11 protein-coding genes are annotated in these 13,276 nt (G+C 60.1%); 3 read left to right on the forward strand and 8 right to left on the reverse strand.

From position 1 onward, the window contains the following. Positions 1–73 precede the first annotated feature (73 nt). Complete coding sequence (locus tag CBM2586_RS15965) at positions 74–505, reverse strand: Cd(II)/Pb(II)-responsive transcriptional regulator (protein WP_115663588.1); 432 nt, start codon at positions 503–505, stop codon at positions 74–76. Between the two features lie 189 nt (positions 506–694). Here CBM2586_RS15965 and CBM2586_RS15970 point away from each other — a divergent pair, with 189 nt between their 5' ends. Together CBM2586_RS15970 and htpX are read left to right on the forward strand one after the other, a co-directional pair. Beyond that, positions 695–1,078 carry a hypothetical protein gene (locus CBM2586_RS15970; protein WP_115663587.1) on the forward strand — a complete coding sequence of 128 codons (384 nt, stop codon included), beginning with the start codon at positions 695–697 and terminating at the stop codon, positions 1,076–1,078. A gap of 125 nt (positions 1,079–1,203) precedes the next feature. Then, on the forward strand, positions 1,204–2,082 hold the full coding sequence (htpX, locus tag CBM2586_RS15975; protein ID WP_115663585.1) for a protease HtpX: 879 nt from the start codon (positions 1,204–1,206) through the stop codon (positions 2,080–2,082). Between the two features lie 9 nt (positions 2,083–2,091). On the opposite strand, the gene arfB is transcribed toward htpX, so the two are convergent. Together arfB and CBM2586_RS15985 are read right to left on the reverse strand one after the other, a co-directional pair. Then, entirely contained in the window at positions 2,092–2,496 is a 405-nt protein-coding gene (gene arfB, locus CBM2586_RS15980; RefSeq protein ID WP_115663584.1) for an alternative ribosome rescue aminoacyl-tRNA hydrolase ArfB, read from the reverse strand. A 28-nt stretch (positions 2,497–2,524) separates the two neighbouring features. After that, positions 2,525–3,340 carry a MipA/OmpV family protein gene (locus CBM2586_RS15985; protein WP_231942531.1) on the reverse strand — a complete coding sequence of 272 codons (816 nt, stop codon included), beginning with the start codon at positions 3,338–3,340 and terminating at the stop codon, positions 2,525–2,527. A gap of 322 nt (positions 3,341–3,662) precedes the next feature. On the opposite strand from CBM2586_RS15985, the gene CBM2586_RS15990 reads away from it, so the two are divergent. Then, positions 3,663–5,429: a diguanylate cyclase gene (locus tag CBM2586_RS15990; RefSeq protein WP_115688419.1), complete on the forward strand. Its 1,767-nt coding sequence runs from the start codon at positions 3,663–3,665 to the stop codon at positions 5,427–5,429. 385 nt (positions 5,430–5,814) lie between these two features. On the opposite strand, the gene CBM2586_RS15995 is transcribed toward CBM2586_RS15990, so the two are convergent. The 5 genes from CBM2586_RS15995 to CBM2586_RS16015 form a co-directional block, all read right to left on the reverse strand. Then, complete coding sequence (locus CBM2586_RS15995) at positions 5,815–6,132, reverse strand: hypothetical protein (RefSeq protein ID WP_145987411.1); 318 nt, start codon at positions 6,130–6,132, stop codon at positions 5,815–5,817. 823 nt (positions 6,133–6,955) lie between these two features. Then, a complete protein-coding gene (locus CBM2586_RS16000; RefSeq protein WP_145987412.1) occupies positions 6,956–7,720 on the reverse strand; it encodes a DUF6602 domain-containing protein in 765 nt (254 codons plus the stop codon). A 232-nt stretch (positions 7,721–7,952) separates the two neighbouring features. After that, complete coding sequence (locus CBM2586_RS16005; protein ID WP_145987413.1) at positions 7,953–8,204, reverse strand: hypothetical protein; 252 nt, start codon at positions 8,202–8,204, stop codon at positions 7,953–7,955. An 85-nt stretch (positions 8,205–8,289) separates the two neighbouring features. Beyond that, the gene (locus CBM2586_RS16010) at positions 8,290–9,915 is read right to left on the reverse strand and encodes an anti-phage dCTP deaminase (RefSeq protein WP_115688421.1); all 1,626 of its coding nucleotides are present in this window, start codon (positions 9,913–9,915) and stop codon (positions 8,290–8,292) included. Between the two features lie 381 nt (positions 9,916–10,296). Beyond that, positions 10,297–13,083: an ATP-binding protein gene (locus tag CBM2586_RS16015; RefSeq protein WP_115688423.1), complete on the reverse strand. Its 2,787-nt coding sequence runs from the start codon at positions 13,081–13,083 to the stop codon at positions 10,297–10,299. Positions 13,084–13,276 lie beyond the last annotated feature (193 nt).

Consider the following 13,276-nt stretch of genomic DNA (forward strand, 5'->3'; position numbering starts at 1 on the left):
TGCGCCGGGTTCGTGCACCGTGCTGGTGCGAAGCCGGAGCGGCCATCGTAGCACAGCGTCGCGCGCGGGGTCGTCACCCGTTGGTGGCATGGCACTCGCAGCCCGCCCCCGCTGCGGCCTGCTGCAGGTTCTGCAGGATGCCGCACTCGCTGGCCGGCTGGTGATGGCGGCAGGTCTCGCGCAATGCGCGCAACTGGCCCTCGAGCGCCTCCAGCGCGACGCGCTGGGCGTGGATCTGGGCGATCTGGCGGTCCAGCAGCGTGTTGATGTCGTCGCAGTCTTGCGACGGGTTGCGCTCGAACTCGCGCAGCCGCCTGACGTCCGACAGGCTCATCCCCAGCGAACGGCAATGGCGTACGAAGTTCAGCTGCACCACATGGCCCTCGTCATAGCGGCGGTAGCCGTTGGCCTCGCGTCGGGGCGCGTCGAGCAGCCCTTCGCGCTCGTAATAACGAATGGTCTCGACATCGCAGCCGCTGGACCGTGACAGTTCGCCGATACGCATGTGCCTGCTCCTTGCCATACCCTGTAACCACTACAGGGTTGGCGATATTGTAGGCCAGCCTTCCGCATCCTGCAGCGGGTGGCGAAACGGTCGCAAACGTCCGTGTGCTACCACCGCCACGGCGGCGCCCGCGCGTTGCCGCATCCTGTAGAATTCCTTCCACTTCCACCGATAAGCCGTCCCCTGTTCGTGCGCGCCCTGCGGCTGCTCCTGCTGGTCATGATGCTGGCCTTCCTGCCCCTGCCGGGCTGGGCGGCTGCGTTCGCGCACGCCGTGGTGTCCACCGCCGCAGCCACGGCCGTACCTGCCGCTGCGCCCGGCGCCGAGGCTGCCGGCGATAGCGCCGATGCCGATCCAGCTGCTGTCACAGGCGACCGCGCAGGCGATCCGCTGCCGCCTCCCGAAGCCGCCGAGCCGCAATGGCAGCCCGGCGCCGACCTGGCCGAGCAACTGCTGCCCGCCACGCCATTGCGCCTGGGCCCGTGGGCCGGCCGTGCCGGGCCGCCGCGCTATGCCGGCGCGCTGCTGCCCGAACCCGACCTGCCGCGGCTGCCGCGACCGCCGCGCGCCTGAGCCCCCACGGCGCGGCCCGGCCGCGCCCGTCCGAACCCGCGTGCCGCGCACCAGTGCGGCGCGCGCCTGCGGCCCGACCGCATCCTTGCGCCGCACGGCGCGACCTACCACTGCTCCACACACACATGAAACGCGTACTGCTTTTCCTGGCGACCAACCTCGCCGTCATGCTCGTCCTCAGCATCACCGCCAGCGTGCTGGGGGTGAACCGCTTCCTGACCGCCAACGGGCTCAACTTGGGCATGCTGCTGGCGTTCGCCGCGCTGATGGGCTTCGGCGGCGCCTTTATCTCGCTGCTGATGTCCAAGACCATCGCCAAGTGGTCGACCGGCGCGCAGGTCATCACCCATCCCAGCACCAGCACCGAGCTGTGGCTGGTGCAGACCGTCGAGAAGCTGGCGCAGCGCGCCGGCCTGCCGATGCCGGAAGTGGCCATCTACGAGGGCGAGCCCAATGCCTTCGCCACCGGCGCCACCAGGAACAGCTCGCTGGTGGCGGTGTCCACCGGCCTGCTCCAATCGATGTCGCACGAAGAGGTCGAGGCCGTGCTCGCGCACGAGGTCGCGCACGTTGCCAACGGCGACATGGTCACGCTGACGCTGATCCAGGGCGTGGTCAACACCTTCGTCATTTTCCTCGCGCGCGTGGTCGGCTACTTCGTCGATTCGATGCTGCGCAAGAACGACGAGGAATCGAGCGGCCCGGGCATCGGCTACATGGCCACGGTGATCGTGTGCGAAATCGTGTTCGGCATCCTGGCCAGCATCATCGTGGCCTGGTTCTCGCGCCGGCGCGAGTTCCGCGCCGATGCCGGCGCCGCCAGCATGATGGGCACCCCCACGCCGATGGTCGCGGCGCTGCGCCGCCTGGGCGGGCTGGATCCGGACGGGCTGCCGCAGAACATGCAGGCGATGGGCATCGCCGGCGGCAAGTCGTGGATGGCGCTGTTCTCGAGCCACCCGCCGATCGAGCAGCGCATCGCCGCGCTGCAGTCGGCGCGCTGACACACGGGTTCAGTCGAACACCCGGCCGCGCAGCGCCTTGACCTGGCTGCGCTGGCTCTTGCTCTCCAGCCGGCGCCGTCGCGATGCCAGCGTCGGCCGCGTCGGCCGGCGCACGCGCGGCGGCGTGGCCACGCTGCGCACCAGCTCGTGCAGGCGCCGCACCGCCTCGTCGCGGTTCTGGTCGAGGCTGCGGAACTGCTGCGCCTTGATCACCACCACGCCGTCGCGCGTGATGCGGTGGTCATGCAGCGCCAGCAGCCGATACTTGTGCTCGGGCGCCAGCGACGACGCCCGCACGTCGTAGCGCAGGTGCACGGCATTGGATACCTTGTTGATGTTCTGGCCGCCCGCCCCCTGGGCCCGGATCGCGGTGATCAGGTATTCGTGATGGGGGATGACGAGGTCGTCGGTCATGCCTGGATCATAGCAAGCGTGGTCGGCGCTAGCGCCACGCATAAGCGATGCCGACGCCGTAGGTCAGCTGGTTGCGGGTGCCGCGCTGGGTCACGATCGGGCTGTCGGCGGCAGCGCCGGTCAGGCGCTGGCCGTACACCATCGCGCCGCCATGCCAGTGCTTGTCGAACTGCCAGATCAGCGCCAGCCAGCCGGTGAACTGCTCGAGGCCGCCGCCCGGGCTGTACGCCGGCAGGCCGCTGGCGGCCGCATCGGCCGGCGTCACGCCGAAATAGGTGTGATTGAAGCTGGCGCTGACCCAGGTCGCACCCAGCCCCGCCCCCGCATAGAGACGGGGGTGCAGCGGCACCCAAAGCGAGCCGGTCGCGTTGACGCGCGCGCCGCCATAGACGATGCCGGCGTTGGTCATCACGTTGACGCCGCCGCGCAGCCGCCACGGCACGGATCCCGAATGGATGTACTCGTAGCCGATGAATGCGCCGGCCTCGACCGTGGTGTCGATCTCGTGCAGGCGCGACACCACCGGATCGTCGACGTCGTTGCGGCCCAGCCGCAAGCCCACCGCGGGTCCCCACTGGAACCCGGTCAGTCCGCCGAAATTGAACTGGGCATAAGGCCCGTACCATTCGAGCAGGCGTCCTGCCGGGGTGACATAGCGCACGCCGGGCACCACGCCGACCACGCGGTCCTTGCCGCCGGCAAACTCGGTGGTGGACCCGATCCCGACGCCGGCCATATTGGGCAACGAGCCAGGCAGGTCCAGCGGCGTGGCAACGGCCGCCGCGCTTGCGCAGGCGAGCGCCAGTGTTGCCAGCCCGCGCAGGATCGGGCCCGCAATCGTCATCGGAATCGCCATTGGCTATATATCGCGAAGAGCGGCGTCGGTACGCCGCGTCGGTCGGTCTGGTGAATTTATCAGCACCGGCACGCGCTACCGCCAAAGTTGTCCTGAAAGTTTTCGTCGGGCTCCTTAAGTTTTGCCGGAGCCATTTCCGATGGGATGCTCCGCCAATGGTGGCTGTAACGATACTTTTCCGAGGCCTATTGTTTCCATTGGAGAAACGAGGCGTCGCCGTGCTTTGCCCTTTATTCCGCGTGACTCATCATGAGGTCAGCTTCGCTGATCACTGCGTCAATGCAGTGCGAAAGTCTCTTGGAGCTTGCTCATGCGCCCCCGTCTCGCCAACCTGCTCGATCGCCTCTGGGAACAAGCCGTGCGCACGCCGCAGCGTTTCGTGGTGCTGTCGTTTGCGGTGGCCGCGATGCTGCTGGTCCTGTTCTTTGGCTATGGCCTCGCGCTGTTGCGCGACCATCAGATCCAGTCGCTGCAGCAGGATCAGCAACTGCAGGTCGCGGGCATCAGTTCGGTACTCAACGTCGAAGCCGAGCGGGTGATGAGCGTGCGCGCCTACGCGCAGCACCTGATAAGGCTGCAGAGCGGCCCGCATGCGATCGCGCCGGATCCGCCGCTGAAGGCGGCTTTTGACCACCGCAACGACGCCGTGTGGACGATGCCGGCCCCGGAGGGCGATGCCGTCCTGGTCGGGGTCAGCCCCGCGACACTTGCGAACCTGGACGGATTCTCCCGCCGCGACGCCGATCTGCTGCCGGGCCTGTACGTGGCGCGCGGGCTGAGCCACCTGATCAGCGCCGAGCCGGTCAACCCGCTGGTGGCGCGCAAACTCCTCTATGTCTCGACCAACGGCTTCTTCGTCGCCTATCCGCCAGTGCCGCCGGCAGAGGCCGCCGCCACGCTGCGGCACATCGCCGCCGCCGGCTATTTGCGCGAGCACCAGCCACAAGACAACCCCGGCCAACCCATGCGCTGGCACTTCGCCCCAGCCGCCGACGGTACGCCTGACGGATATCTCTCGCTGAGCGTGCCGGTCTACCTTGACCGCCAGTTCCGCGGCGTGGCGATCATGGAAATCCCCCAACATAGCCTGGACGCGTACCTGACCCGGACCACGCGGCCGGACGTGCAGCGCTTCCTGGTCGATGCCGACGGCAACCTGGTCGGTGCCAGCACGCGCGACGTCAGGCGTGGCGAAACACTGTCCGCGGTGCTGCCGGCCTCGTGGCACGAAGCCACGGCGCAGGAAATGTTCCGGCGCGGTTCGGGCACGCTGCGGGCGGGGGACGGCAGCCGCATCCTGTTCCAGCGCATCGGCAACAGCAGCCTGGCGCTGGTCGATTACTTTTCGGCCACCGACCTGCTGCTGCGCGTGGCGTCGCACCTGAGCGCCGTGCTCGGCGCCAGCACGCTGGCGCTGGCACTGCTGATGTGGGTCACGTTGCAGGGCATTGGCAAGCTGTTCTCGCACTACCAGGCGCGCGGCGAAGCGCTGCGCGAACTGGCCGGGACCGACACGCTGACCGGTCTGGCCAACCGCCGCGAGTTCAAGGCACGCTTCGATATCGAATACCAGCACAGCCGGCGCGAGCAGACGCCGATGTCGCTGCTGATGATCGATATCGACCGCTTCAAGCGCATCAACGACCACTGGGGCCACGCCAGCGGCGACCGCGTGCTGACAGCGCTGGCCGGCGTCATGCGCGCCACGGTGCGGGCCATCGACCTTCCCGCGCGCGTGGGCGGCGAAGAGTTCGCCGTCCTGCTGCCGCGCACCGCGCTGGACGAGGCGGTCCGCATCGCCGAGCGCCTGCGCAGGATCATTGGCCAGACCACATGCGCGCCGGCCGCGGACGCGGCAGACCAGGCAGAGATCCGCTTCACGGTATCGATCGGCGTATCGGATATGGGCGGGGATGCCAACGACAGCCTCGACACCATGATGCAGGTTGCGGATCGCAGGCTGTACGCGGCCAAGGCGGCGGGCCGCGACCGGGTGGTCAGCGATGACCGCGTAGCGGAAAGCGCGGCCGCGCCAGCGCAGCAGCCGCCGGCTGTCGCATCACACATCGGAAGATAATTGGCGCGCCATACAGGACGTGGCTGGGCACTGGGAGGAAATTGTGCTTTGGCCGGCGCCGAACAAGAAGGCTCGTTCGTAGTGGACTACGTGCCTAAAGCGACTAGACGCAGGTCACACGACCCAGGCGCATGAATATGCAATGATTACATATCATGCGCCTACAACGCATATGCTATAGATTTCTGCATTGTAATCATGGATGCACCATCACTTTAGAAGAACCGCGCCTCGCGGGTGGAACGGCGAAACGCCGTCAGCAAGCGACCGTCCGAATGACTTCTGTCGCCTCGCGGCAAACTGGCAGCAGGATAAGGTAGTGTATAAGCGCCCTCCCCGCCGGCTCAGCAACGCGAGGAATGAGAAAACCGACGAGCAGACCTCTTCACAACTTAGGTTTGCCTACGTTGGCCTGCTCTCTCAGTTCTTTCAGTCGAGCGGCTTCGCGAGTCGTTTGTACTTTTACCGTACCTGCATCCAAGGAAGAGCCAGCCCCTTGGAACAGGATGGTGATTCCGTCAGGTCTTTCCCACGCCGCCTCGATAATCTCGAACGTCGCCCCCATTCTGTTTTGTTTCGACACTAGACGCTTCAGCCCAGGCTTGCCGAACTTGGCCACGAGCAGCTCGTAGTCCCTTTGTTGAGAATCGACTCCAAGTGTCGACAAATTGATGCCGTGAACGACACCGTCGATGATACTCACGCCCGCTCCGCTTCCTTTAACCAAGGCAGGGCTCTGAGAAATTGGCCACTTCACCCAGACGATTTCTGTGCCCCCGGCACTTCCCCCGATGTACCCCTCATTGTTGTGTTGGAAACATGCGTACGACGAATACATCTGGTACTGCAGTTTCGCCGTCGGATTGGAGTGATACCTGTAAGGGGAGCTGGGCTCGTTGGGACACTCTGGAAATCCCCCCAACTGCTTAAGCATGACTATCCCGAAAATCCCGGTATCCCTTGGACCTTCAACCGGCGCCGGTGCCGCCGGCGAGCTCGCAACTGATGTTGCACGTGGCGGTACTGGCGCACAGCCTGATAGAAGGCTACCCGCTGCCATGATTCCGGCAATCAGCAGACGATTCTGTCGCATATGACCCTCCCCCTTGTTGTTGTGCTGCAGCGCAGATACTAGAGGAAAGAACGGTTATCTGCCCTCGGTGAATTGGATGAGGAAAGGCTTAGTTTCCATGGGCTAGGGTCCCGGGTGGCCAAAGCGGAGCACGCACCGCACTACGCTGCATTCCCTTGCAGGGTCACTCTCCAACTCCGTCTATTGAGAAGGCGCTCGTCGCCGCGCTGATATCCCCGAGGAGTAGCAATTCATGGCCGCGATTCTTGGCTAGCGTCTTGAGTCAAGTTGTACCCACAGGCATCCGATATGCAGGAAAATACATATCAGATGCCTACAACGCATCTGACGTGGTTTTTTGCGTTGTAATCATGGCTGTTTCGTCACTTTAGACTGACACATTGGTGGCATGTTCGAGCAGACCACTAAGGTGTGCGTCTGCCACTGGCGATGTCTATGCTGCGATATCTGCTGGTCGCGCCATAAAATGGCGCACTTGCAGTCTTCGGCTCTCCTTCCCTTCTCGCGGAAACCAGACGTTATTTCCGCGCACTAAATCTTCGTCAGCCAGGAAAGACATGAGGTTGTGGACAAAATAACCAGGCGCCATCTGCTCGACCGTGTATTGGTGCCAATGCTCGTAGTGAGCTTGCCCAGAATCGGGGTGGTACGGCCAGTACTTTATGAACGTTGATGGACCAATCGAGACGTGATTGACAATGCGAGTCACTTGACCTTGGGCTGCGGTGTCGATGTGCTCCAGCAATCTGCCGGAAGTCCCATCACCTTCGAACGCGAAAATACCTGAAAATAGTCGCTTCTCTGTCTCGTACCGGAGAACCAACCCACAATTATCGGCAAGCTTGGCCGCCGCTCGGCGGAATCCTGTTGAATTCAAACGAGATTTCACCTCAACAATTCCCACACATGCGGCCGGCGGAACAAAAACAAGGTCGCCACCTTTGTAGAGTACTGGTACTCTATTATCATAAATTAGTACATCAATTTGCGTAGACGGCCCACTGTCCGTAACAACAAATCCTGACGCCACAGAATAATTCGACGGCAAGGTTCTCGATATTAGCGCACGCAAGACCGACTCCTTCCACGCCCCGTCCGTCGCCCAGTGGCGGTCTTCTATGAGGTGCCTCACTCGGTTTTTAAGAGCGTCGCACTCTTCTGTAATCGACTTCAAATAGGATGTAATGTCGATAGGCATACAAATCTCCTCTAGTGATTTCGGGTCGGATTCTAGGGACCGGTTGCTACCCGCAGGCGATTCAATATGGGCGGACACATTGACTCCCCCGCTACGCCGAATTCAGCTAGCACTTTCATCACTGACGAGGAGCTGCGATTGGCAGTGCGAATGTCACAGCCACATAAGTAAAAAAGGCCCGAATGGGCCTTTTTGCTAAACTGCTTTAACGAAGCAACGTTAGGTCAACATATTACCAACCAAGCGCGTCAGCATATTTATGCAGCGCGCACGTTACTTCTGGCGAGTAAATATCTCTGACCTCCACCGCTACTAATGCCGGTCGGTGTACTCGCTTCGGCGAACTAACTTCACGGTTGGAGATGACTACTGCAAGCGCCGGACGCACCGTTCCATGCGCATCTTGAGTCACCTCATGCGTGACATTTTCCCCTGAAGTGAAGTCAAGAGACAACTGGCCTGCCTCGAGGTCATCCTTAGTCATGGGCTCTCCTGTTGCAGCGCGCGATGGTACCACAGAAGCTGTTTGTCTACTATATGTGATGCGACCGACATCCGCAACCATTTCATTACCCTTTGGGACTCGAATCTACAGGGAAATCCTTTTCAAATTCCTGAGACACCTTGGTTTCAAAATCACGGTATGAATCCAGGTATTCCACCATGATTTTTGACGTCACGCCTTCTTCGATTCCATTCCATTCCAAGAATCTGCCGTCCGCGTCCTTTCTCTTATCTCGGAAAAAGAACTTTGAATATAGCCTTGGAGCGACGCCGGAAAAATGGATGAACTTGACCTTATTCGCGTGCTCAGAGGCCTTTTTAGCTCCGTCCTCATACGCCTCCCCGTCAATTTCAGCATCATGGTCTAGCACCACAATTGAATCGCTATGCGAAATCAAGGCCAGGCTTTTTTCGTAGGGCTCAATGTAGTAGACCGTATCTATTCCCGCCGCAACGATATGCCTAGCACAATTGTGGCAGGGAAAGGTCGTCGTATATAACGTGCCCCCAATGGTACTAGCACCACCTTGTCGAGCAACTGAGACTATGGCGTCCATCTCCGCATGAACGGCACGAGAAAATTCGATGAGGTCCGGGACGCCTGAGTACTTGTAGGCCAAATCCACGATTGACTCCATTTTCTCTTCCAAAGCTCTTCGCAGACCTTCGTCACCGACAATATTCGGGAGGTCTGCGGCTAAACCCGCCCTCATGTTCTCTTTTCTTTGCCGCTTCTGGGAGTCATTCTCACAAATCTTTTCTTCCAGGAATGCGCATCGCTTATCAACTTTGCTTTCTACGGTATAGAGACCGCCACCGTATTGTGGGACATCGTTGCAGCCAACACCCAATAGCTTCCCGCTCGTGTCAAGAATCGAAGCACCGACTTGTCTGGAAAAACACGCCGAACGCAGCCCGCTGGAATGCGCTACGTACATGGCATGCTCATGCTTCGTAGGTGTTACAGAATTGTGGCCATGTGCCAAGTTTAGAAAACGCGTTATCTGTTTAGGCGCGGCCTCATCTCGTCCTAGCGGATGCTGAATGAAATAGTCTGCAAGTTTGAAGGCTTTTTCTAGTTGCTGCCCATCTTGGTTCACCTCTTTTCTATCGCGGTCCATAATCCGCTTTGCATCGTTTTCTACTAGACCGTCATCCTTCAGGCGTGCAAGTCTATGCTCTTCGGTACTTAAAACGCCAACAAGATAGAAGATGTTGCGATATGTTAATCGCAGAAGAGCCGCCTCTTCCGGATGCTTTACCTGGTCTATCAGATAGGCAACCTTAGGCAGTTCTTTTGCGCTGTCGCCGGCCTCCGGGTACTTTGCGAGCTTGGACCGCTTAATAAAGTTGACCGCGTACTGCGCCAATATATCACGTCCATGCTCGCGTCTTAGAACGTTGCCCCCCGTCTGATTCTCCAAGTAACGGATATCCGCGTCTCCGGGCAGCAATTCATGTTCCCATTGGGACCTGTTTTTCTTTATAAAGTCGCTCAGCTTGACCCGTTCCACTGCATACCCCATGGCCTGAAGCTGTTGGTGACACTCCGTAATAACGCGTGGAAGACCACAGCCTGCGGCGCCCATAAAAGCTATGACAAGCTCCTTTGACGCGCGCCGCTCAAGGACGGCTCGAACGTCTCCGTTTAGACGCTTTTTGTGTATCTGTATAACAGCCGGTTCACCCATTTCTTATCCCCAAGCGCATCTTGGATTAGTCTTATTTTGTGTGGGGCAGTTCTAGAGGTCGGTAAGCGTAACGCTGCAACAATCGACGCGGGCACGGCGAATGAACGAAGCAGTATTAATTCGACTCTCATCTCCCCCGACATTTCGACCGTAAATGATAGAGACCCCAACTTGCCAGCGCTATAGGTAATGGCTCCCCACTAAAGTAGTAGGCTACGGGGGGTTGACGCCACCCGAAATCGGCCCGAAAGGAAGATTAGCGAGTTGCGCGACAGTGGGAAACAAATGCCCTATAGGGAATGGTGCTAGGGACACCCCAGTGAGTGGTCGGCTGTGATTCAACCGGGCTGCGACCAGGCTCGGTCGCAGCGGCCCATCCTTTCAGTCGAGATTATCGTTTAGCCCTAACTCTCTCAGCGCAGCCTTTACTTCTTCCAACTGCTGTTGAGTTACCCCTGCCGAGGGGGCCACATTCACCTCGAGCTTGAGCGAGAGCCCTCCGCCGGTAGCGTACTTTGCGAGGACCTTGGTGTAGAAGTTCATCCACTTCTGCGCTGGGACATCTCCGGTCCATTTGAAACCTGGCAACGAGTTCGGGCGCTTTGGCGGCTCCGACGTCAACCCTGGCGACCTAGGCGGCAGGTCCTTGTCTTCAATGGGAGGCTGCGCCAAAGGAGCTTGAGGCGATGAAGTTCGTGCGCCTACGTCCTGCTCCTGCGCATCGCGATACGCGCGTGCAGTCTCCTGGGTCAGCAGGTAGGTCTCGTCCGAGATTTCGATGTCTTCGATGGACAGCGTCTGCTCGAACATGAATGGCTGATACTTCCCATTAGCCGCCTTGCCAACGTATGCGAGTAGTCCTCCTTGGACGCCTCGGGCAATCGTCTCCGTCAACGCAGCGGCATTCAATAGCCGAGGGAATACCGGGGATGAGTAGAAGGCATCGCGAATCGAGCGAGTGCTCCACTCGGTGAAGGCCGGAGACCAGTTGCGCACAAGGAAGTTGGGGCTGATTCCGGACTGAATCTCATCGGCCTGCTTCAGATGAGTGAGCAGGAATTGTGTCAGCGTCTCTGCCGCACTACTGTGAACCAGTCCCATGTCGAGCAAGCGCAAGCTGTTTTCCTTGCCAAGGAAGAGCACATTCTTGTACGAGCGCCAAACCGTCTCACGCAGGTCTCGCTGTGCTTTGCGGACGTTCTCGCTAAGCTGGTTGCGCTGGCTCTCGTCGACGTTGATGGTCGGAAGCTCTTCGTTAATTTCCTCCCAGGCCAGCAAGCGCTTGGCGTCATCGTTGAGTTGAGCCGTGGACTGAGCGACCGCGAAGAGTAGCGCGCTCTTGAACGTCCGGCCTGTCGTTCCCGCCTCGCGAATCAGTCCTTCGATGAAGCCGCGAGTGGACCTGTCGTCCTCCAGCGAACGTTCAGGGCTCAGAACCACTAGCGTCAGGACGGGGCGGTCAGGGACCTGATTGCTGCGCTCAGGGAAGAAGATTCGCTCAACAGGTGCCTGGCCTCCAAACACCTTCTGAACCTCATTTCGAACCCGCTCCGCGATGCTGTCAGCCTTAATGTTTGCACGTCGGTCGGCGTATCGCTTGTTGAGGTTCTCTTTAAAGCTGAAGTGATAGCGGTTGCGCTCGACAGTCAGGTAGTAGCAGGCATCGGCGAGTGTTTCGAGAGCGGTCTCGATGTTGCCGATGTCCATGTCAGGTTCGGCCACGTCAAGACGAATTTCCGGAACAGAAGCCTCAGACTTGGACATGCCCCCATTCGATTCAAAAAAGATGGCTGTCGCTGCCTTTCGGTGGATTCGCCACTTTCTAATCTCCTCGGTGGCCTCGTTGTCCAGCCGGACCGCATGGCTGTCCTTCTTGCCAGCGATATCTGTACCGACGGCAGCTTCGAGGCGATGCTCACCAAGCTGCTCGAACAGGGCTGCTCGGAATTGGGGGTCGTCGAGGGGCGCGGTGCCAAGACCAATCATGGCATCCCTGTGAGCGCCCTTAAACCCGGCCTGGTAGGCCTTGGCAACCCACAGGGCCAAGAGGCGGAGGACACCTCGTGTCTGCTGAAAGCGTGGCAGGGCTTGCCACTTGCGTTCGAAGACCGACAGCACTGTCGGATGGAACGGGTAGGTCGCTGCGAAGGCTTCCCTAGAGGAGTCAGCAGGGAACCAATCCGGGACCTGGTGCTTGTGGTCTCGTACCCAGTCGCCAAACTCGTTGCACGTGGCATAGGCGTCTCGGTTGAGCATGACTCGACCATCCGGACTCAACTGCGATTCGTCCCACTCGAACAGTCGGCGTCGAATGATTTCCGACGTCTCGGAGTCAGCGGACATCATGACAGCCTTGCCCACTCGGTCCAGGAGCTTCTTCAGCCGGTCGTAGTCCGAGAAGTCCTCAGCGGTCATCTCCAATTCAGACGCGGGAATTGAGACCGCGAGCACAGCGTTGTCCCGACCGCGAACCTCCTCCGACAGGTTGTGGAGAAAATTATAAAGTTGCGCAGCCAAACCGCTCTTGCGGCAGCGGCTTACGAAGTTCATCAGCTCGTCCATGACGATGAGAACGGGCTGGTTCTGGGGCAGAAATTTTCGGATGACGTCGCCACCTGGGGCGATGCCTTGCTCTTCGTGCTCTTTGAGTACAAATAGCGCCGCGTCACCGCCAAGCTGGTAGGCCAATTCGCCCCAAGGGGTCTTGCGCAGGGGAGTACCGTCGTCCCCGCCGCGTCCGCTGATGGGGTCGAACTCTGTGCCGACAAATACCGCGACCTTAGCCTGAGGAACCGCCTTGATGCCGGCTAACTCCATCAGCCGACGCACGCCTTGCCACTCCCGCGCAGCGTCTCCGCTGCGAGCAAGGTGGTACAGCAAGAGCAAAGAGTGCGTTTTGCCGCCACCAAACTGCGTAGTCATGTTGAAGACTGCAGACGTCTCGGTCTTGATGCCGGAGAGCCGGCGCAGAACCTCAGCAGCAAGGCCGGTGAGACTCTTAGTCAAGAACGTACGTTCGAAGAACCGTGCAGGGTTTTGGTAAACCTCAGGCGCGCGTTTATCGCGCACCTGGTCTAGGTGAACTGCGAACTCGGATGCGTCGAGTGGTCGGTCCTCCCGCAGGTCCTCCCTGGGAGTGACTACCTTATACCAAGGCTTAATTGCCATTTACGTGACCTCAATTCTCTTTAGTTGTTCGCAGTACTTGAGGGGCATGCTCCAAAACCCTCGGCCCCCTGAACGAGTCCGTGGTGTGCGCTGGACGAACCCAAGTCGACGTTCGTCTTGGCAACGAGCTCGTAGGTCTCAGTTATGCCTCCGCTGAGCTTATGGAAAAAGCAAGTAAAGCCGAGCCTGCAGT

It is taken from the genome of Cupriavidus taiwanensis, from assembly GCF_900250115.1.
Lineage (GTDB): Bacteria > Pseudomonadota > Gammaproteobacteria > Burkholderiales > Burkholderiaceae > Cupriavidus > Cupriavidus taiwanensis_B.

Coding starts and splice junctions, on each gene's coding strand:
- CBM2586_RS15965 (WP_115663588.1), bottom strand. CDS start 505: ATGCGTATCGGCGAACTGTCACGGTCCAGCGGCTGCGATGTCGAGACC.
- htpX (WP_115663585.1), top strand. CDS start 1,204: ATGAAACGCGTACTGCTTTTCCTGGCGACCAACCTCGCCGTCATGCTC.
- arfB (WP_115663584.1), bottom strand. CDS start 2,496: ATGACCGACGACCTCGTCATCCCCCATCACGAATACCTGATCACCGCG.
- CBM2586_RS15985 (WP_231942531.1), bottom strand. CDS start 3,340: ATGACGATTGCGGGCCCGATCCTGCGCGGGCTGGCAACACTGGCGCTC.
- CBM2586_RS15990 (WP_115688419.1), top strand. CDS start 3,663: ATGCGCCCCCGTCTCGCCAACCTGCTCGATCGCCTCTGGGAACAAGCC.
- CBM2586_RS16000 (WP_145987412.1), bottom strand. CDS start 7,720: ATGCCTATCGACATTACATCCTATTTGAAGTCGATTACAGAAGAGTGC.
- CBM2586_RS16005 (WP_145987413.1), bottom strand. CDS start 8,204: ATGACTAAGGATGACCTCGAGGCAGGCCAGTTGTCTCTTGACTTCACT.
- CBM2586_RS16010 (WP_115688421.1), bottom strand. CDS start 9,915: ATGGGTGAACCGGCTGTTATACAGATACACAAAAAGCGTCTAAACGGA.
- CBM2586_RS16015 (WP_115688423.1), bottom strand. CDS start 13,083: ATGGCAATTAAGCCTTGGTATAAGGTAGTCACTCCCAGGGAGGACCTG.